General features: G+C 70.1%; 17 protein-coding genes and 1 riboswitch. Of the genes, 11 read left to right on the plus strand and 6 right to left on the minus strand.

Features of this window, described 5'->3' with window-relative positions:
* Positions 1-42: 42 nt before the first annotated feature.
* The 5 genes from ACFS27_RS11065 to ACFS27_RS11085 all read left to right on the plus strand — a co-directional run bounded on the left by ACFS27_RS11065 (position 43) and on the right by ACFS27_RS11085 (position 5,059).
* Positions 43-918, plus strand: a complete 876-nt coding sequence (locus ACFS27_RS11065; protein ID WP_377182845.1) for a carbohydrate ABC transporter permease — start codon at positions 43-45, stop codon at positions 916-918.
* The gene (locus ACFS27_RS11070) at positions 918-1,841 is read left to right on the plus strand and encodes a carbohydrate ABC transporter permease (RefSeq protein ID WP_377182847.1); all 924 of its coding nucleotides are present in this window, start codon (positions 918-920) and stop codon (positions 1,839-1,841) included. The genes ACFS27_RS11065 and ACFS27_RS11070 overlap by 1 nt, the downstream gene beginning before the upstream one ends.
* 94 nt (positions 1,842-1,935) lie before the next feature.
* A riboswitch (SAM riboswitch) is annotated at positions 1,936-2,051 on the plus strand.
* 4 nt (positions 2,052-2,055) lie between these two features.
* Positions 2,056-3,000 (plus strand): methylenetetrahydrofolate reductase, encoded by a 945-nt coding sequence (locus ACFS27_RS11075; protein ID WP_377182849.1) that lies wholly within the window; start codon positions 2,056-2,058, stop codon positions 2,998-3,000.
* A 157-nt stretch (positions 3,001-3,157) separates the two neighbouring features.
* Positions 3,158-3,610 carry an Hsp20/alpha crystallin family protein gene (locus tag ACFS27_RS11080; RefSeq protein WP_377182851.1) on the plus strand — a complete coding sequence of 151 codons (453 nt, stop codon included), beginning with the start codon at positions 3,158-3,160 and terminating at the stop codon, positions 3,608-3,610.
* A gap of 186 nt (positions 3,611-3,796) precedes the next feature.
* Positions 3,797-5,059, plus strand: coding sequence for a golvesin C-terminal-like domain-containing protein (locus ACFS27_RS11085; RefSeq protein ID WP_377182853.1), 1,263 nt, complete (start codon positions 3,797-3,799; stop codon positions 5,057-5,059).
* Between the two features lie 58 nt (positions 5,060-5,117).
* Here ACFS27_RS11085 and ACFS27_RS11090 read toward each other — a convergent pair whose 3' ends face one another.
* From ACFS27_RS11090 to ACFS27_RS11100, 3 genes are all read right to left on the minus strand, one after another.
* Complete coding sequence (locus tag ACFS27_RS11090; protein ID WP_253873994.1) at positions 5,118-5,762, minus strand: lysophospholipid acyltransferase family protein; 645 nt, start codon at positions 5,760-5,762, stop codon at positions 5,118-5,120.
* A 90-nt stretch (positions 5,763-5,852) separates the two neighbouring features.
* Positions 5,853-7,745 (minus strand): glycoside hydrolase family 2 protein, encoded by a 1,893-nt coding sequence (locus ACFS27_RS11095; RefSeq protein ID WP_377182855.1) that lies wholly within the window; start codon positions 7,743-7,745, stop codon positions 5,853-5,855.
* Between the two features lie 129 nt (positions 7,746-7,874).
* Positions 7,875-8,912 (minus strand): LacI family DNA-binding transcriptional regulator, encoded by a 1,038-nt coding sequence (locus tag ACFS27_RS11100; protein ID WP_377182857.1) that lies wholly within the window; start codon positions 8,910-8,912, stop codon positions 7,875-7,877.
* 146 nt (positions 8,913-9,058) lie between these two features.
* On the opposite strand from ACFS27_RS11100, the gene ACFS27_RS11105 reads away from it, so the two are divergent.
* Genes ACFS27_RS11105 through ACFS27_RS11120 form a run of 4 tightly spaced genes read left to right on the plus strand, consistent with a single transcriptional unit; the run spans position 9,059 to position 13,400 of the window.
* Entirely contained in the window at positions 9,059-10,417 is a 1,359-nt protein-coding gene (locus ACFS27_RS11105) for an extracellular solute-binding protein (RefSeq protein ID WP_377182859.1), read from the plus strand.
* Positions 10,418-10,431: 14 nt separating this feature from the next.
* Positions 10,432-11,400: a carbohydrate ABC transporter permease gene (locus ACFS27_RS11110; protein ID WP_377182861.1), complete on the plus strand. Its 969-nt coding sequence runs from the start codon at positions 10,432-10,434 to the stop codon at positions 11,398-11,400.
* Between the two features lies 1 nt (position 11,401).
* Entirely contained in the window at positions 11,402-12,313 is a 912-nt protein-coding gene (locus tag ACFS27_RS11115; RefSeq protein WP_377182863.1) for a carbohydrate ABC transporter permease, read from the plus strand.
* Between the two features lie 16 nt (positions 12,314-12,329).
* Complete coding sequence (locus ACFS27_RS11120; protein ID WP_377182865.1) at positions 12,330-13,400, plus strand: App1 family protein; 1,071 nt, start codon at positions 12,330-12,332, stop codon at positions 13,398-13,400.
* Positions 13,401-13,606: 206 nt separating this feature from the next.
* Here ACFS27_RS11120 and ACFS27_RS11125 read toward each other — a convergent pair whose 3' ends face one another.
* Positions 13,607-14,860, minus strand: a complete 1,254-nt coding sequence (locus tag ACFS27_RS11125; RefSeq protein ID WP_377182867.1) for an NYN domain-containing protein — start codon at positions 14,858-14,860, stop codon at positions 13,607-13,609.
* A 191-nt stretch (positions 14,861-15,051) separates the two neighbouring features.
* Between ACFS27_RS11125 and ACFS27_RS11130 the strand changes: the two genes are divergently transcribed.
* Both ACFS27_RS11130 and ACFS27_RS11135 read left to right on the plus strand, forming a co-directional pair.
* Positions 15,052-15,669: a TetR family transcriptional regulator gene (locus ACFS27_RS11130; protein ID WP_377182869.1), complete on the plus strand. Its 618-nt coding sequence runs from the start codon at positions 15,052-15,054 to the stop codon at positions 15,667-15,669.
* 54 nt (positions 15,670-15,723) lie between these two features.
* A complete protein-coding gene (locus ACFS27_RS11135) occupies positions 15,724-16,596 on the plus strand; it encodes an LLM class F420-dependent oxidoreductase (RefSeq protein WP_377182871.1) in 873 nt (290 codons plus the stop codon).
* A gap of 6 nt (positions 16,597-16,602) precedes the next feature.
* Here ACFS27_RS11135 and ACFS27_RS11140 read toward each other — a convergent pair whose 3' ends face one another.
* Both ACFS27_RS11140 and ACFS27_RS11145 read right to left on the minus strand, forming a co-directional pair.
* A complete protein-coding gene (locus tag ACFS27_RS11140; RefSeq protein WP_377183692.1) occupies positions 16,603-17,232 on the minus strand; it encodes a DNA-3-methyladenine glycosylase I in 630 nt (209 codons plus the stop codon).
* Positions 17,233-17,367: 135 nt separating this feature from the next.
* The gene (locus ACFS27_RS11145) at positions 17,368-18,258 is read right to left on the minus strand and encodes a TetR/AcrR family transcriptional regulator (RefSeq protein WP_377182873.1); all 891 of its coding nucleotides are present in this window, start codon (positions 18,256-18,258) and stop codon (positions 17,368-17,370) included.
* Positions 18,259-18,309 lie beyond the last annotated feature (51 nt).

Genomic DNA, 18,309 nt, shown 5'->3' on the forward strand with positions numbered 1-18,309 from the left:
CCGCCGTACACGCAACGCTGAACTGAAAGCACGGGGAGCCTCGTGAAGGACCTGTTGAAGGCCCTGCCGTGGATCGGGCCCGCGGTCGCACTCATCGCGGCCGTGGTCCTGTTCCCGGTGGGCGTCATGTTCTGGAACTCGACGCGCGACATCAGCCAGAGTGGGCTGGATGACGGGGGTGTAGGTCTCGCGAACTTCGCGACGGTGATCGGCTTCCAGTACTTCTGGCCGATCCTCGGGCGCACCGTCGTGTGGGTGGTCGGCGTCGTCGGCGCCACCCTTGTCGGGTCGCTCGCGCTCGCCGCGCTGCTGAACAAGTCGTTCCCCGGCCGTCGCCTGGTACGCATGGCGGTCATCGTGCCGTGGGCGTCGAGCGTCGTGATGACGACGATGGTGGTGCACTACGGCCTCGAGCCGTACTTCGGCATCATCAACTCGTTCCTCGTGGACGTCGGCCTCATCGCGTCGCCAGAGGGTTACGGCTGGACCAGGCATCCGGTCACGGCGTTCGCGTGGGCCATGGTGGTGGCGGTGTTCGTGTCGCTGCCGTTCACCACCTACACGATCCTGGCCGGCCTGCAGTCCGTTCCTGGCGAGACCGTCGAGGCGGCGCGCATCGACGGCGCCGGAGGCTTGCGGACGTACTTCAGCGTGGTGCTGCCCCAGCTGCGGGGCGCGGTGTCGGTGGCGGTGCTGATCAACATCATCAACGTGTTCAACTCGCTGCCGATCCTGCGGGTCATGACGGGGTCCATCCCCGGCTACGACGCCGACACGATCATGACCATGATCTTCAAGTATCTGCAGAACCAGCGGCAGATCGACCTCGCCAGTGCACTCTCCGTGATCGCGTTCTTCGTGGTCATCGTCATCGTGGCCGTGTACGTGCGGGTCGTCCGCCCCCTCAAGGAGGTCTGATGACTGCGATCGCCGAATCGGGGACGGCACCACGCCAGGCGGCCCGTCCGCCGTCGGACAACCGGCGGCGGGTGCGGAAGTACACCGCGGACCAGGTGCCCATCGGGTCCGTCCTGCTCCGCATGTTCACCGGGCTCGTGGTGCTGGTGGTGTTCCTGCTCCCGTACCTGATCATGTTCTTCGGCTCGGTGAAGACGAAGGCGGAGATCAGGTCGGTGGACCCGACGTACTTCCCCACGGAGTGGCACTGGGAGAACTACGTCACGATGTGGTCGACGCCCGAGACCCCGCTGGCGCAGAACGTCATCTCCACCCTCGTCATCTCGCTGTGTGCCACGCTGCTCGTGCTCGTGGTGGCGCTGCCCGCCGCGTACTACACGGCGCGGTTCCGGTTCCGGGGGCGGTTCGTCTTCCTGTTCCTCGTGATCGTCACCCAGATGATCCAGCCGGCGGTGCTCACGTCGGGCCTGTTCCGCGAGTTCATCGCCATCGGGATCCTCGACACATGGGCGGCCATGATCCTGGTCAACGCCGCGTTCAACCTCTCGTTCGCCGTCTGGATCATGCACAGCTTCTTCGCCGCGATCCCGAAGGAGGTCGACGAGGCGGCACAGATCGACGGCGCGGGCACCTTCACCGTCCTGACGAAGATCAACCTGCCGCTCGTCTGGCCGGGGATCGTGACGGCCGTGATCTTCACGTTCGTCGCGTCCTGGAACGAGTTCGCCGCCTCGCTGGTGCTGCTCACGACGCCGGGCAACCAGCCGCTGTCGGTGGCGCTCACCAAGTTCGTCGGTCAGTACGAGACGTCGTGGCACTACGTGTTCGGGGTGTCGATCGTGGCGATCGTCCCGGTGATCATCCTGTTCATGGCCATCGAGAAGCGGCTGGTGGGCGGCCTCGTGGCGGGGTCGGTGAAGTAGTCAGGAGCGTGCTTCGGCTGCACGGTGGACCAGGCCGTCTCGACCGCCGGACGAATTCCGTCCCAGTGCTGGACAATCGCTTAGCATGGTGGCGATCCCATCCAGAGCGGTCGAGAGTCCTGGCTCCCTGACACCGCAGCAACCTGCAGACTTCCTGCCCCGCAGCCGTGGCGCGTGGACGTAAGGTGCTCACGCCAGGTTCGATGGAGCAACCATGGTTGTCGAGGCCTATCCGCACCGCCCCACAGTGTCGTTCGAGCTGATGCCACCGCGTCGGCCAGAGGCCGCGCCCAACTTCTGGGAGACGGCACAGCGGCTCGTGGCGGCACGGCCCGACTTCGTCTCCGTCACCTACGGCGCTGCCGGGGGCGACCGGGCGACGTCCCGCGAGGTCCTCGCCACGCTGCTCCGCGGCACGCCGGTGCTGCCGGTGGCCCATCTGACCTGCGTGGGTGCGTCGCGTGAGGACGTGTCCGAGGTGATCGACGAGTTCCTCGAGGCAGGCGTGCGGTCCTTCCTCGCTCTGCGGGGCGACCCGCCGCGCGACGAGCCGAACTGGCGTCCGTCGCCGGACGGCGTGAGCTCCAGCGTCGACCTGGTCCGGCTGCTCACGCAGGTGGACCAGCGCCGTGTCGCCGCCGACGCCAGCGCCGCCCTGCGGGCCGCCACCCGCCCGCTCACCATCGCAGTTGCAACGTTCCCGGACGGCAACGCCGGGGCCGGCACGACGCGCGACCAGGAGGTGCGGCGGCTGCTGGAGAAGCAGGAGGCCGGTGCGAGCTTCGCGATCACCCAGTTCTTCTACCGGGCCGAGTCCTACACAGGGTTCGTCGAGGCGGCGCGTTCGGCGGGCGTGACCATCCCGATCCTCGCCGGGATCCTGCCCACCACGGAGGCCCGCCGGCTACGCCGCGTCGAGGAGCTGACGGGCGTGGTCGCGCCGGCAGACCTGCTGCGGGACCTCGACGGGCTCACGGCTCCCGACGGCGCCGTCGACCCCGAGGCGCAGCACGAGCACGGCATCCAGTACTCGGCGGCGCTCGCCCGCGAGGTGCTCGACGCCGGAGCGCCGGGCGTACACGTGTACACGTTCAACAAGCACCGGCCGGCGCTCGACCTCCTCGAACGCGTGGGCCTGACGGGCCGTGCCGCAGCCTGACCCGCCGTTCGCCGGGAGTGATCAACTGCTCTCACACTTGGCACTCTCGGGGTGAGAGTGCCAAAATTATGGCGTAGCCGGACGGCGGCCGGACCCGCCGTCGAGCGCTGCGGCCCTGGAGGGGCCAGGGCCGCATCGTCGTAGGAGGTGATGCGCGATGGCTACCTACTGGGACCCGTTCCGGGAGATGGACAGGCTGTTCAGCACGTTCGCCGGCAACGCACGCCAGTCGGGCGGCATGCCGATGGACCTGTTCCGCACGGGTGACCACTACGTCCTGTCGATGGACCTGCCCGGTGTCGACCCCGGCACCATCGACGTGTCGGTCGAGGACCGGACGCTCACCGTCCGCGCCGAGCGCACGCAACGGTCAGACGCCGACGCCCAGTGGCTGGTCCGCGAGCGGCCCGCGGGGACGTTCGCACGGCAGCTCACGGTGGGCCGCGGGCTCGCTCTCGACAGCATCTCGGCCTCGTACGCCGACGGCGTGCTGTCGCTGACCATCCCGGTCAGCGAGGAGGCGAAGCCGCGCCGGGTCGAGGTGGCACACACCGCCGGTGCGACCCCGATCGGCCAGGATGCGGAGAGCCAGCAGACCATCGAGTCCTGACCCCTGTGGGCGACGCCCGCACCTGTCGGACCCACGGGCCGCTCGTCCGGCCCGTGGGTCCGACGTGTGTCTCCCCATCGCATGGCGGACATGCCCCAGATGTGATGTACCGGGCGGTGGCCGTCGGGCCGGATACTCCACATGACCTGGATCGACCCCAGCGTGATCAGATCGTGGAGGACACCCGTGCACACACACGACCACTCGCACGAACACGGCTCGACCGACCAGACCTCGCCAGACCCGGCCTTGCGCGACAAGAGCGCGCTCGGCCGGCGTGACCTGCTGCGCAGCGCCGTCGTCCTCGGCATCGGCGCCGCGGGTGCGACGATCGCGTCGCCGGCCGGCGCGATGCCGGCCGGCGCGGCAGCGACGGGCGCGACACCGGCAGGTGCCGCCTCGGCGCGAGCCGGGGACGCCCCGCCGTCGCTCGCACCTGACCCCGAGGCTCCTGCCGACGCGCCCAGGGGCGCGCTGGCCGGCGTGGAGGTCGCAGCGCCGACGATCGCGAGCTGCGCCACCTGGGGTGCAGCGGCCGCCCGGGGCACCATCGACACGGTCTCGACCAACCCGAACAAGATCCTGATCCACCACACGGCGTCGGCGAACGTCACCGACTACTCGCGGGCCGCCGGGTACCAGATCGCCCGCGACATCCAGCAGTGGCACTTCGCCAACGGCTGGGTGGACACCGGCCAGCACCTCACGCTGAGCCGCGGCGGGTATGTCATGGAGGGCAGGCACGGCTCGCTGTCCCGGCTGCAGAACGGCAGCGGCACGGTGGTGGGCGCACACGCTCCCGGCCAGAACAGCCAGGCCATCGGCATCGAGAGCCAAGGCACCTACACGAGCGCGACGCCGCCCGCCCAGCTCTGGAGCCGCCTCGTCGAGCTGTGCGCCTACATCTGCGACCAGTACGGGATCGCGCCGACGCAGATCTACGGGCACCGGGACTACACCGCGACGGCCTGTCCCGGTGACGTCCTGTACTCGATGCTGCCGCAGCTACGGTCGGAGGTGGCCGCGGCCCTGGCGGGGTCGAGCTGGTCCGTCATCGTCGACAACACGTCGTCGGGCTTCTCGGCGGGCTCGTCGTGGCAGACGTCGTCGTTCTCCGCAGAGCGGTACGGCGCCAGCTACCGCTACGCGACGCCGGCGGAGGTGAGCGACCTCGCCACGTTCTCGGCCACCATCCCGTCGAGCGGCTCGTACCGGGTGGAAGCCTGGTTCCCCGGGATCAGCGGCTACAACACGTCCACGCCGTTCATCGTCTACACCGGGACGGGTTCGTCGACGATTCGCCTGGACCAGTCCACCGGCGGAGGCGCCTGGCTGTCGCTCGGCACCTACGCCATGACGGCGGGCACGCGCACGGTCGTGGCGGTCAGCCGCTGGACCCAGGGCACCGCCTATGTCGTGGCGGACGCGATCCGCCTGACCCGCCTCTGAGCCCACGTGTCGGACGTCCGGGCCGTCCGGGTACCCGGACGTCCGACACGTCAGTGGGTCAGCTGTCGGCGCGCTCCTGGCCGCTCATGGCCTGGATGGACTGCATGACCTGCTCGGTCAGCTCGCGCCGGGCCTGGGCAGGCTTGGTGCCTGCCGCGATCTGGCGTGACGGGTCGATCGGGACGCCGAAGTGCAGCTCGACCCGGGCGAACCGCGGCATCTTGCCGATGGGCTTCACCTTGTCCGTCCCGAGCAGCGCCACGGGGACCACCGGGGCCTTGCCGGTCAGTGCCAGCCAGGCGACGCCGGTGTGGCCCTTGTGGAGCTTGCCGTCGCGCGAGCGAGTGCCCTCGGGGTAGATGCCGAACGCGCCGCCGCGCTGCAGCACCGCCAGTGCGTCCTCGAGGGAACGCTGTCCGGCACGCGGGTCGTCCCGCTGTACCGGGATGTCGCCCATCTTGGTGAAGAACCAGCGGGAGAGGCGTCCCTTGATCCCCTTGCCCGTCCAGTACTCGGCCTTGGCCAGGAACGCGACGTGCCGCGGCGCCATGATCGGGATGAGCAGCGAGTCGATGAACGACAGGTGGTTGCTCGCCAGGATCACGGCGCCGCGCTTCGGGATGTTCTGCAGGCCAGTGACGCGCGGGCGCAGAAGCACGAGCACGAGGATCGAGAGGATGAGCTTGAGGAACCGGTACGTCACCGGCCTATTGTGCACCCCTCAAGCGACCCTGTGGACGGGGCGATATGTGGTGAAAAAGACTAAAGAGACCTACAAAACCCCGTCCACCGGTCACGAGGGCCGGCCCTCCGCACCCTCGTCGCCGTCGGCCACCTCGATGGCCGCGACCTGGACCTGGACCTCCCGGATGCGTGCGACGTCGAGCTTCTCGCTGCGGTCGAAGCGGTAGACGCCGTTCTCCTCCTGGAACACGTCGGTGAGCTGCGTGTAGCAGTAGCCGAACATGCGCGGGTCGGTGAGCAGCGCGTCCGTCAGCCCGCGGAACCGGGTGTGGAACTCCTCCTCGTCCGCGACCCGCTGGCCATAGCCCCAGGAGTCCGGCGAGCTGCCGGAGGCAGTGGCTGCCGCCTCCGGGTTCCACCAGATGCCGCCGTACTCGCTGACGAAGTACGGCTGGCCCCGGTACGGCACCGACAGCTTGGTGCCGTTGTCGCGCGTGTTCTCGTACGGCCGGCCCTCGGCGAGGCCGCCTACCTGCTTCGCGAACTCCGTCGGCTGCTGCTCGTACAGGTGCGAGTCCCAGATGTCGGTCTCGAGTACCCGGTGCGAGTAGCCGCTGGCGTCCAGCACCGGGCGGGACGGGTCGGCCACCTTGGTGGCGAGCCACATGCTGCGGGTGACGTCGTCCAGCTGCGTGATGCGGTCGTGCAGGTCCTGGTGCGTCTCGTTGAGCGGGCACCACCCGATGATCGACGGGTGCGAGTGGTCGCGCTGCAGCGCCTCCATCCACTCGGCGACGTACGAGGTGGTGGGCCGCTGGCCGTCGGCAGGCGTGCCGTAGCCGCTGACGCCCCAGTCGCCGAACTCGCCCCACACGAGGTAGCCGAGCCGGTCGGCGTGGAACAGGTAGCGCTCCTCGAAGACCTTCTGGTGCAGCCGGGCACCGTTGAAACCGGCGGCGAGGCCGAGCTCGATGTCCCGCGCGAGCGCGTCGTCCGACGGTGCGGTCATGAGCGACTCGGGCCAGTAGCCCTGGTCCAGGACGAGCCGCTGGAACACGGCCTCGCCGTTGATCCGCACGACCTGCCCGTCGATGGACACCGAGCGCAGGCCCGCGTAGGAGCGCACGGAGTCGACGACGGCGCCGTCGGCGTCGCGCAGCTCGATGTCCACGCCGTACAGGTGCGGGTCCCCTGGTCCCCAGGTGCGCCGACGCTCAGCGGGGACGACGACGCGCAGGGCCGGCGCCAGGTCGAGGTCGGCGCGCGCGGTGGCGGTCGCTACCTCACCCTCTGCGTCGGTCACGGTGACCGCCACCGTGTGGCCGCGCCGGTTCGCGGACAACGGCACCACGACGTCGAACGCCGAGCTGGCCAGGTCCGGCGTGATCCGCGGGCGGCGCAGGTGCGCTGCGGGCACGGGCTCGAGCCAGACGGTCTGCCAGATGCCCGTCGTGCGGGTGTAGTTGCACTCGAAGTTCGCATAGCGGTTGCTCTGCTTGCCACGGGCCTGCGGCCCGTGCCGGGTGTCCCTGGCACGCACGACGACGGTGACCGTGTCGCCGGGGCCGGCGATCCCGTGCAGGTCGGCCGTGAAGGGGGTGAACCCGCCGCGGTGCCGCACGACCTCCGTGCCGTCCACCCACACCGTGGTGTCGTGGTCGACGGCACCGAAGTGCAGCAGGATGTGCGGGTCGGCGCCGACGGCGGACCACTCCGCGGGGACGGTGATCTCGCGGCGGTACCAGACGGCTTCGAGGAAGTCGGTGTTCTCGATGCCGGAGAGCTCCGACTCGGGCGCGAACGGCACGACGATCTCGCTCTGGAGCGGTCGCTGGACCAGCCCGCGCTCGAGCCCGGAGTCGCCCGAGTCGATCTCGAACTGCCAGGTTCCGTTGAGGTTGAGCCAGCGGTCCCTGGCCATCTGCGGGCGGGGGTACTCGGGGCGCGGCACGGCGGTGGCCGTTGGAGCGCCCGCGGGCGAGAAGCGGTCGAGGAAGGTCATCAGCTGCTCCATTGCGTCTACGACATGTGCGCGGCGATTCAACACGTCTTCCGATCGGAATGCAACGTTGTATCACCGGGCGCCGGTCCGAAGCCTCGCCGCGTAGGGCCCGAACGATCCCCCCGCGGGTCAGGCGCGGGTGCTCTCCCGGATCAGCAGGCGATGCGGAACGAGGGCGTCGACCGGCTCTGTGGCGGCGTTCGCGAGCTGCGCGAGGATCCGGTCGACGGCGGTCTCGGCTATCGCTCGCAGGTCCGGTGCCACGGTGGTCAGCGACGGGTTCGAGAACCGGCCGTCCTCCGTGTTGTCCCAGCCCGTCACGGCGAGATCGGTCGGGACCCGCACCCCGTTGAGCCGCAGGGCGTGCAGCGCGCCGAGGGCCAGCTCGTCGTTGGCGCACACCAGGCCGTCGATCTCGCCGATCCGGGGCAGCACCTGCTCGACGGTCGCCGCGCCCGACGAGCGGGAGAACTGGGGGACCTGGAGCACCCAGCGCTCGTCGACCTCGAGGCCGGCGGCGGCGTGGGCGTCGAGGAATCCCTGGACGCGCTGGGCACCGGTCCGGCCGGCACCCCGCGGCTCGGCACCCAGGAACGCGAGCCGGCGGCGTCCGGTCTCCAGGAGGTGTGTCGTGACCTGCGCCGCCGCATCGACGTTATCGATGCTCACGTGGTCGGTGCGGCGCGCGCGGGAGGGGTCCGGGTCGGCCCGCTCTCCCAGCAGGACCAGCGGTACGGAGCCCCTGGCCTCGTCGATCTCGGCGGGGGTCAGCTCAAGGGGGGAGAAGATGATGCCGTCGATCGCCTGGACGTCGAAGCCGCGCGCCACCTCGAGCTCGGTGTCACGGGAGGATCGGGTCTCCTCGATGAGGACGCGGTAGCCACGGGTGCTCCCGACGTCGATCACCTCGTGGGCGAGTACCGAGAAGTACGGCGCGTGGACCCATGGCACCGCGAGGGCGAGCGTGTTGGTACGGCCCCGCCGCAGCTGCCGCCCGGCGAGGTTGGGCCGGTAGCCCAGCTCGGCGATCACCGCCTCCACCCGTGCCCTGGTCACGTCACCGACCCGGCCCGTGCCGTTGACAACGTTGGAGACGGTCTTCCAGGAGACCCCTGCCGCCGCGGCGACCTCCTTGATGCCGACTCGGCCGCCCGCTCGTTCCGACAACTCTTCACTTCCTTCCGCACTGTTGCCCCTTGACGGGACGCCCGGCCTAGTCCATCGTGATCCAACGTTGGAGCGCAACGTTGCACCATTGGAGGTCGACGATGACCGTGCTACGAGGACGTGGCGTCCCGGGGCAAGGAAGCCCTGTGATCGCGTCGAGAACCCGCAGTCGTGCAGAGAATTCCGGGGGCCTGAGTCGCCGCGACCTGCTCCGGGCTGCCCTGGTGGGCGCCGGCGGTGTCGCGCTGGGCGGGACCCTGGCCGGCTGCGCCACACCGAACGCCGCAAGTTCCGGCCGGACGTCGGTCATGATCTGGGACCTGTTCTCGGGCGGGGACGGTGCGCTCATGCAGGAGATGGTGAGCGTGGTCGCGGCGGCCAACCCGGAGATCGCCGTCGAGTCGACGACTCTCGCCTGGGGACCGCCCTACTACACGAAGCTGGCGATGGCGTCGTCGGGCGGAAGACCGCCGGAGGCCGCGATCATGCACATGTCCCGGCTCGCCGGCTACGCACCGGGCGGGCTCCTCGAGCCGTTCGACCTCGACGCGCTCTCCGCGCTCGGCGTGGGCGAGGAGCATTTCGCTCCGGCCGTGTGGGAGAAGGCGCAGTTCGACGGACAGCTCTACGCCCTACCGCTGGACACGCACCCGTACATCGCGTTCCACAACCCGACGATCATCCAGGAGGCGGGCCTCGCGACGGCGGACGGCAAGCTCGACCTGGACGCGGTAGCGGGAGCCGACAACTTCCTGGCGGCCGGCCGTGCGCTGGCCGACGTGACGGGTGAGACCGGCGTCGGCTGGGGCTACCAGCGTGACCCCGCCGGCTGCTGGCGCATGTTCTGGGGTCTCTACTCGCAGAACGGCGGCGGCTACGAGCTCACACCGGGCCGCCCCGCCGAGCTCGACGAGGAGGCCGCTGCGGAGGTCTTCGAGTTCCTGCAGGCCATGGTCGACGGGACGGTCGCCGCGAAGAACCAGGACGGCAACGCCGCGTCCGCCCGCTTCATGTCGCAACGCACGGGCATGATGTTCGCGGGCGAGTGGGACCTGCCGATGTTCCGCGACGCGCTGCCCGACGTCGGGGCCACGCAGTTCCCAGCGATCTTCGACACCCCGGCGAACTACGCCGACTCGCACGCGTTCGTGCTGCCCCGGCAGGCCCAGCCGGATCCCGCCGCCCGCGAGGCGACGTACCGGGTGCTCGCCGGACTCCTCAAGGAGGGCCTCACCTGGGCCTCTGCCGGGCACATCCCGGCCTACCAGCCCATCGTCGAGGAGCCCGCCTACCAGGAGCTCACCCCGCAACGCGACTACGCACCGGCGGCCGAGGTCGCCGTCTTCGACCCCGATGCCTGGTTCACGGGCGGTGGCAGCGACTTCCAGACCCGCATGGCTGACGCGATGACGGACACCCTGGCCGGCCAGGCACCTCCCCGTACCGCCGTTACCCGGATGCTGAGCGAGATGGACCGGTTCCTCGCTCTGCCCAACCCCGCCTGATCGAGAGGACGACGATGACTGTCTCGAACGCCAGCGTCACCCCGCTCGCCGGGAGGGCAACACCCGACCGGCGGACTCCCGCGAGCCGGTCCGGCGCGCGCACCAGCACCACCGAGAAGTCCCTGCGCTCGCGCGACAAGAGCGGCTACCTGTTCGTCGCGCCGTTCGCCGTGGCCACCGGGCTCTTCCTGGTGCTGCCAACGCTCTACGGCCTGTGGATGAGCTTCACGAACCAGAGCCTGACGGGCACCGGAAGCGAGTTCATCGGGTTCGCCAACTACGCCGAGGCGTTCAGCGACCCCCAGGTCTGGCACACGCTGTGGAACACCGTGTGGTTCACGATCCTCAGCACCGTGCCCCTGGTGCTGGTGGCCCTCGTCATGGCGCTGCTCGTCCACACCGGCCTGCCCGGCCAATGGGTGTGGCGGATGTCGTTCTTCGCGCCGTACCTGCTGACGAGCGCCGTCGTCTGGCACCTGAGCAACTGGATGTTCCAGCCCGACATCGGCCTGCTCGACACGTGGATCACCGGCCTGGGCCTGCAACCCCTCGGCTGGCTCACCGACGAGAACGTCGCGATGTTCTCCATCGCAGGGGTCACCGTGTGGTGGACCGTCGGCTTCAACTTCCTGCTCTACCTCGCGGCGTTGCAGGGCATCCCGGCCCAGCAGTACGAGGCAGCGACGATCGACGGCGCCGGCGGCTGGCGAAAGCTGCTCTCGATCACCCTGCCCCAGCTGCGCACGATCACCGGCGTCATCGTGGTGCTGCAGCTCCTGGCGTCGCTCAAGGTCTTCGACCAGATCTACATGCTCACCGCCGGCGGGCCGAACGGCAGCACGCGACCGATCCTCGAGTACATCTACGACACCGGGTTCACCAACTACCGGCTCGGCTACGCCTCAGCGATCTCGTACGTGTTCTTCGCCCTGATCCTGGTGTTCACGCTGGTGCGGCTCCTGCCGGCCCGGAAGGAGGCTTGAGATGGCTGTCGCCGACATCGCCGACGTCCGCCGGACGAAGGCACTGCAGGACCGGGCCGAGAACCGGACCCTCACCAAGCTGACCATCGGCCCGTCCCCCTGGGCGCGGGCAGGGGCTCTCGCTGCGCTCGTCGCGCTCGCGGGGATCTGGCTCGTGCCTCTCGTCTGGGGCGCTGTCACCAGCTTCAAGCACGAGGCTGAGGCCGCCCTCCCCGCGTCACTGCTGCCCACCATGGGCTGGACGCTCGACGCCTACGAGAAGGTGCTCAGCAACAGCGACCTGCTGCTGTGGATGTGGAACAGCCTGGTGGTCGCCGCGCTGGTCACGGCGCTCACCGTGCTGATCTCCGCGATGGCTGCGTTCGCGTTCTCGCAGACCCTGTTCAAGGGCAGGGCCCTGATGCAGTGGCTCACCCTCGCGTCGATCATGATGCCCGGACAGATCCTCATCGTGCCGCTGTTCCGGGAGATGCAGGTCCTCGGGCTCGTGGACACGTTCGCGGGCATCGTGCTGCCGCAGGTCGTGGCGCCCGTGATGGTGTTCATCCTCAAGCGTTTCTTCGACGCGATCCCGCAGGAGCTGCTCGACGCCGCCCGGATCGACGGCGCAGGGTCGTGGCGGCTGTTCTGGACGATCGTGCTGCCGCTGTCGAGGTCGATCCTCGTGGCGGTCGCGATCTTCGTGTTCATCGGTGCGTGGAACAACTTCCTGTGGCCGTTCATCGTCACGACCGACCCGCAGTTCATGACGCTGCCCGTCGGCCTGTCCACGGTGAAGGACGCCTACGGTGTGCAGTACGCCCAGAACATGGCCTCCGCCATGATCGCAGCGTTGCCGCTGCTCATCCTGTTCATGCTGTTCCAGCGCCGCATCGTGCAGGGCGTCGCGACCACGGGCATGGGCGGGCAGTAACAGGCGACAATCGGGTGTGGCTACCCCGACCCCGCACCCCTCACAGCGCCCGCACCTCGCCGCGGTGGTGGAAGATCACTTCTACGCCGCGGCGGGGTGGGTGCTCCGCCGCGCCGGCTGGCACCCCCGCCTCGAGACCTACAGCGGGTACGGCACGCCGGACCAGGTGCGGGTGCTCGCGCGCGTCCTGCTCTCCCGGCCGCGTCCCGCCGCCCCGGACATCGAGGCTCTCCGCGCCGGTCGGCGCGGGTTCCGCCACTTCCTCACCGTGCCGGTGCCTCATCGCCGCCTGCGGCTCCAGGTAGGCGGCCACTCGTCCGTCGTGACGAGCGACCGTGCCGGCTACGTCGACGTCGAGCTGCCCACCGACGAGCCGCTGCCGGCCGGGTGGCAGTCCGCCATCCTGACGGTCCTCGACGAGGCCGACCCCTGGGGGGCCGAGGCTCCGATCCTGGTGCTCGACGAGCACGTCCGGTTCGGTGTCATCAGCGACATGGACGACACGACGATGGTGACGGCGGTGCCGCGGCCCTTGCTCGCGGCCTGGAACACGTTCGTGCGGCACTCCAGCGGGCGGCGGGCCGTACCCGGCATGCCCGAGCTGTACCGGACGCTGCAGGGGGCCCACCCGGACGCCGGGTTCTTCTACCTGTCGACCGGCGCCTGGAACACCGCGAACACGCTGCGTGAGTTCCTCTCGCGGCACACCTACCCGCGGGGGCCGTTGCTCCTCACCGACTGGGGACCGACCCTCACCGGGTGGTTCCGCAGCGGCCCGGCGCACAAGGAGGCGAGCCTCGAGCACCTGATGTCGTGGTTCCCGCACGTGGACTGGCTGCTCATCGGTGACGACGGCCAGCACGACCCGGAGATCTACGCCAAGGCCGTGCGCCGTCGCCCCGACCGTGTCCGTGCGGTGGCGATCCGGCAGCTCACCGGCGGGCAGCAGGTGCTCGCCGGGCACGTGCCAGCCTCTGGCCACACCGTGACCGGTTCTGACATCCCGCAGGTGCCGACCGTCACGGGCCGCGACGGTGCCGAGCTCACCCGTCGCCTCGCGACCGTGCCCGGTGTGCTGGAGCGCTGAGGGCGCAACCCTGCGCTGCGCCTCCGGCTCAGGCTCTGCTGTCGCCGCCCGAGCCTGCGGCTGCGCTCCGGGCGAGGACCTCGTTCCTCGGCCCGCACCCTGCGCTGCGCCTCCGGCTCAGGCTCTGCTGTCGCCGCCCGAGCCTGCGGCTGCGCTCCGGGCGAGGACCTCGTTCCTCGGCCCGCACCCTGCGCTGCGCCTCCGGCTCAGGCGGTGATCAGGTAGTCGTCGGCCTCGTCGTCCCAGGCCAGCGCGACGGTGCCTGCGGCTTCTGCCGCCTTCGCGAACTGGAGGAACCCACGGAAGCCGAGCGCCTTCTCCGAGAAGTCCGGGCGCTTCTTGCGCACGGCGTTCTTCAGGCCGGACAGCGCGGCCGAGCCACCTGACTCCTGGACCACGGCCCGCAGCAGCACGAAGGCAGCGTCGGTGTCGCCCTGCTCCGGCAGTGACACCTCGGGGTCGCCTGCGGACGGTCCCGTCGCGAGCTCCACGAACCCGCGGTCCGCGAGGAACCGGAGGAACTCGCCGAACGTGCGGAACCCGTAGTCCGACTCGCTGAACGTCGCGTCCTTGCGCAGCAGCGTGCGCTTGAGCGCGGACGCGGTCACGGGGCCGCTCGTGGAGGACTGCAGGTCGGCGAGGGTCTGCGCCACGCGCACCTCCATGGGTGCGTCGCTCGACGCCGGCGCCTCGTCCTCCTGCTCGCTCACGTCGACCTCGGCCTCCGGCGCGACCTCGACGGGTGCGGGGGCAGGCTCCACCTTCTTCCGTCGGCGGGTCGCGGGCTTGGCCTCGGGCTCGGCAGCGCCGGACGCGGTGGTGGCGGCGGGCTCCGCGACGGCCTCTGCCACGGCCTCGGCTGCCTTCGCGCGGCGCGTCGTGGCGGGTGCCTTCTGCGCCGTGGCGCGCTCCGGTGCCGTTGCGGGCTTGCGGGAGCGGGTGCCGCGCTTCGGAGCGGGTGCGCTCTGGTCCTCGTCGGGCACCTCGACACCTTCGAGGCGGTCGTAGAAGAGGAACTCGTCGCAGGCTGCGGGCAGCAGGCGCGACGTCGACTTCTCGACGCCGACGCCGATGACGCGCTTGTTCAGCTCGCGCAGCTTGTGGACGAGCGGCGAGAAGTCGCTGTCACCCGTGCACATGACGAACGTCGAGATGTAGTCGCGCTCGAAGGCCATCTCGATGGCGTCGACCACCATCTTGATGTCGGCGGCGTTCTTGCGCGAAGCGCCCATCCGCTGCGTCATCTCGATCAGCTCGACCTGGTGCCGGGTCAGCATGCGGCGGTCCTCGTCGAAGTACGACCAGTCCGCGTAGGCCCGGCGCGCGACAACCCGGCCGCGCACGGCGAGGGCGTCGGCGATCGGGCCGAAGTCGAACTGCATCCCGCCCAGGTGCTCCCGGGCGCCCAGCGCCAGGTTCTCGTAGTCGATGAAGACAGCAAGGCGTTCTTCGAGGTCCATGCTCGCCACCCTATGGGGTTTCCGGGCCGCGGGTTTTGTGTCCGCGCGGGGCCGGCTCCGCGCGGCGCCGCCCGTCCGGCGGCGGCGACGCGGCCGGACCGGGCCGCCGGAAGGTGTTGGGAGAGGGTGAAATTGGTGGTTCCGAGCGTCCTGCTCCGGCCCGGATGCCGCCTGTTGCCTACGATCGGGACATGGCCGAGGTGACAGCAGGGTACGAGGATCCGATCTCCAGCCGGAGTCGGATCATCGCTGCTGCGGTTCGCCTCACGTGTGCCGACGGCTGGTCGAAGGTGACGATGGGACGACTGGCGACCGATGCAGGTGTGAGCAGACAGACCGTCTACAACGCCGTGGGAAGCCGCGACGACCTCGCTGAGGCGATGGTGCTGACGGAGTCGGCCAAGTTCATCTTCGAGATCGTCGAGGGCTTTGAGAGCCACCCCGACGACCTGCTGCCGGCGATCCACGCAGCGGTGGAGAACACCCTTGTCCTTGCCGAGGGAAACGAGCTCCTGCGCGCGGTGGTCTCCGCGACGCACGGCGCGGACACCGAGCTGCTGCCGTTGCTCACCACCCACTCCGAGCCGCTGCTCGGAACGCTCCTCGTCGTGGTCCAGGACCGGGTGGACCGGTACGAGATAGATCTGGAGCCGGAACGGATCGCGGCCGTCATCGACCTCGTCGTGCGTTCGGCGCTGAGTCACGTCATGCAGCCGACGGCGACGCCGCGCGAGACGGCAGACTCGATCTCGTGGCTCGTCGCGCGGGTCCTGGGGCTCGCGGACGACCGCGCCGCGTCCCGCAGCTGACGCCGCACGTCACGCCGCACTTGACGTCGCGCGACGGCGTAGGAGGATCGTGACATGCGAATCGGCACCCACTTCATGCGTTTCGACTCGATGGAGCCCGCCCGGATGCGGACCGAGCTGGCGGACGCCGCCAGGTACGCGGACGACGGCGGCGTCGCGTGGGTCTCCGTGATGGACCACTACTTCCAGATGGAGCACCAGGGCTTCCCGGCGTCGGACCCGATGCTCGAGGCGTACACGACGCTGGGCTACCTGGCAGGTGTGACCGAGAACGTGCAGCTCGGCGCGCTGGTCACGGGCGTGACGTACCGCTACCCGGGCCTGCTGGCCAAGATCGTCGCTTCGCTCGACGTGGTCTCGGGCGGGCGCGCCACGTACGGCATCGGCGCGGCCTGGTACGACAAGGAGCACGCGGCGCTCGGGGTGCCGTTCCCGCCGCTCAAGGACCGCTTCGAGATGCTCGAGGAGACCGTCCGGATCGCGCGTCAGATGTACGACCTGGACAACGACGGCCCGTTCGAGGGCAAGCACTACCGGCTGGCCGAGACGATCTGCTCGCCGGCGCCGCTGTCGGGACCGGAGATCATGATCGGCGGATCGGGGGAGCAGCGGACGCTCCGGCTGGTCGCGCAGTACGCGGACGCGTGCAACCTGTTCGCCGAGACCCCCGAGCGGCTGCGGCACCTGCTCGACGTGCTGCGGCGGCACTGCGACGACGTCGGCCGCGATCCGGCCGACATCCGCGTCACGATGCTGCATCGTGGCGCGCCGATCGGTCCGGGCGACACCGCTGCGTTCGTCGAGGAGATGCGCGGGTTCGCCGAGCACGGCGTCGACACCGTGATGCTGCGGCCGCCGGGCACGTCGCTCGCCGAATGGGTCCGCGACGCCGTCCTTCCGGTCGTGGAGCCGTGCGCGGAGCTGTGACGACGCTCAGGTAGTGGGGCCCGGCGTGACCGCGGTCGCCCGGGCGCGCTCGACGGCCACCGGGCAGGTGGCCACGTGGTCGTCCACGAGGCCGCAGGCCTGCATCGCCGCGTAGGCGGTCGTCGGGCCGATGAACCGGAACCCCTGCTGCTTCATCGCCTTGCTCATCGCCTTCGACTCGGCAGTCCAGCCCGGTACGTCGGCGAAGGAGGCCGGGCGCTCCCGGACGGCCGGATCAGGGGCGAAGGACCAGAACAGCTCGTCGAGCGTGCGGCCGGATTCGTGCAGCGCCACCACGGCGCGCGCGTTGTCGACAGTGGCCTCGATCTTCATGCGGTTGCGGATGATGCGGGCATCGGTCAGCAGCCGCTCGACGTCGTCGGGGCCGAAGGTCGCCACCCTCTCCGGGTCGAACCCCTCGAAGACCTCCCGGAACGCGGGGCGCTTGCGCAGCACGGTGATCCAGGAGAGGCCGGACTGGAACCCCTCCAGGGCGATGCGTTCCAGCAGGGCGGCCTCGCCGTGTACGGGCAGGCCCCACTCGTCGTCGTGGTAGGCGGAGTAGAGCGGATCGCCGTCGCCGAAGCAACGTAGAGCCGCCCCGGTCGGGTCCGTCGTCGTCATGCCGTCTGTCATGGGATCACTGGTCACGGCACCACTCTGACGCATGCCACCGACAGTCCACAGGTTCCGGTCGCTCACCTGTGCACAACGTCCGAAAACCGCTGCCTGTGGTCGGGCCAGCACCGTTGTGCCACCGTGTCGCGTGTCTCATGACTCGTCGTCGGGGATCGCTCCGCGGCGCCTGAGGTAGGCCTCGACACCGTCGAGCACGATCGAGATGCCGAACGTGACGTCGTCGTCGGAGGGCGCGGTCAGGGGAGTCGAGGGCCAGGCCGAGAACGACTCGAAGAGGTTCGGGTACGTCGTGGGGTCGGCATAGCGGGCGAGCACCGTCTCGAAGTCGGCGTACGGGTTGGCCGCGTCGATCGCGGCGGGGTCGAGCTGGGACTCGGGAACCCCGTCGGGCAGCCCGGCATCCCGGCGCACCTGCTGGACCGCCGCTCGCCGGGTCTCGATGTGCACGCGAGACTCGCCGAGTACGTGCTGTGCGAGCAGGCCGACGATCGCGAGCTTCTCGTCGGGGGGCAGGTCGATCGGGCGCAGGAATCCGAACGCCTGGTCGATCCAGCGCACCCGGTTGGGCCCGGGCGGTGCGGCGGACAGGGGCAGCTCGAGCATCCACGGACGGGTGATCCCGAGCTCGATCTGCGCGCGCGTCCAGGTCTCGAGCCCGGCGCGCCAGCCCACTCCGGTGGGGACGTCGGGGAGGTCGGCTGCCACGGCGTCCGACATGAGGACCAGCAGCTCGTCCTTGCCGGACACGTGCCGGTACAGGGCCATCGGCGTGTACCCGACGGCCTCCGCGATACGCGCCATCGAGACGGCGGCAAGACCCTCTGCGTCGGCCAGCTCCAGCGCGGCCCGGACGATCCGTGCTGTCGACAGCGCGGGCTTGGGCCCCCGGCGCCGAGGCGCCTCTGCCCCCCACAAGCGCTGCACGTCGGCAGGCAGCTCGCGCGCCGTCCCTGTGTCGTGCGGCTGTCCGGACGGAGCCTGCTGCCGCTCGGCCGCCGGCTCGGGCGTGGTGTCGGTGCTCATCGTTCCCATCCTGCCCTGATCCGCGGCCTGAGCCGACCCGAAACTCTCTTG

Origin of the sequence: Promicromonospora vindobonensis (genome assembly GCF_042685865.1) — a bacterium.
GTDB lineage: Bacteria > Actinomycetota > Actinomycetes > Actinomycetales > Cellulomonadaceae > Promicromonospora > Promicromonospora vindobonensis.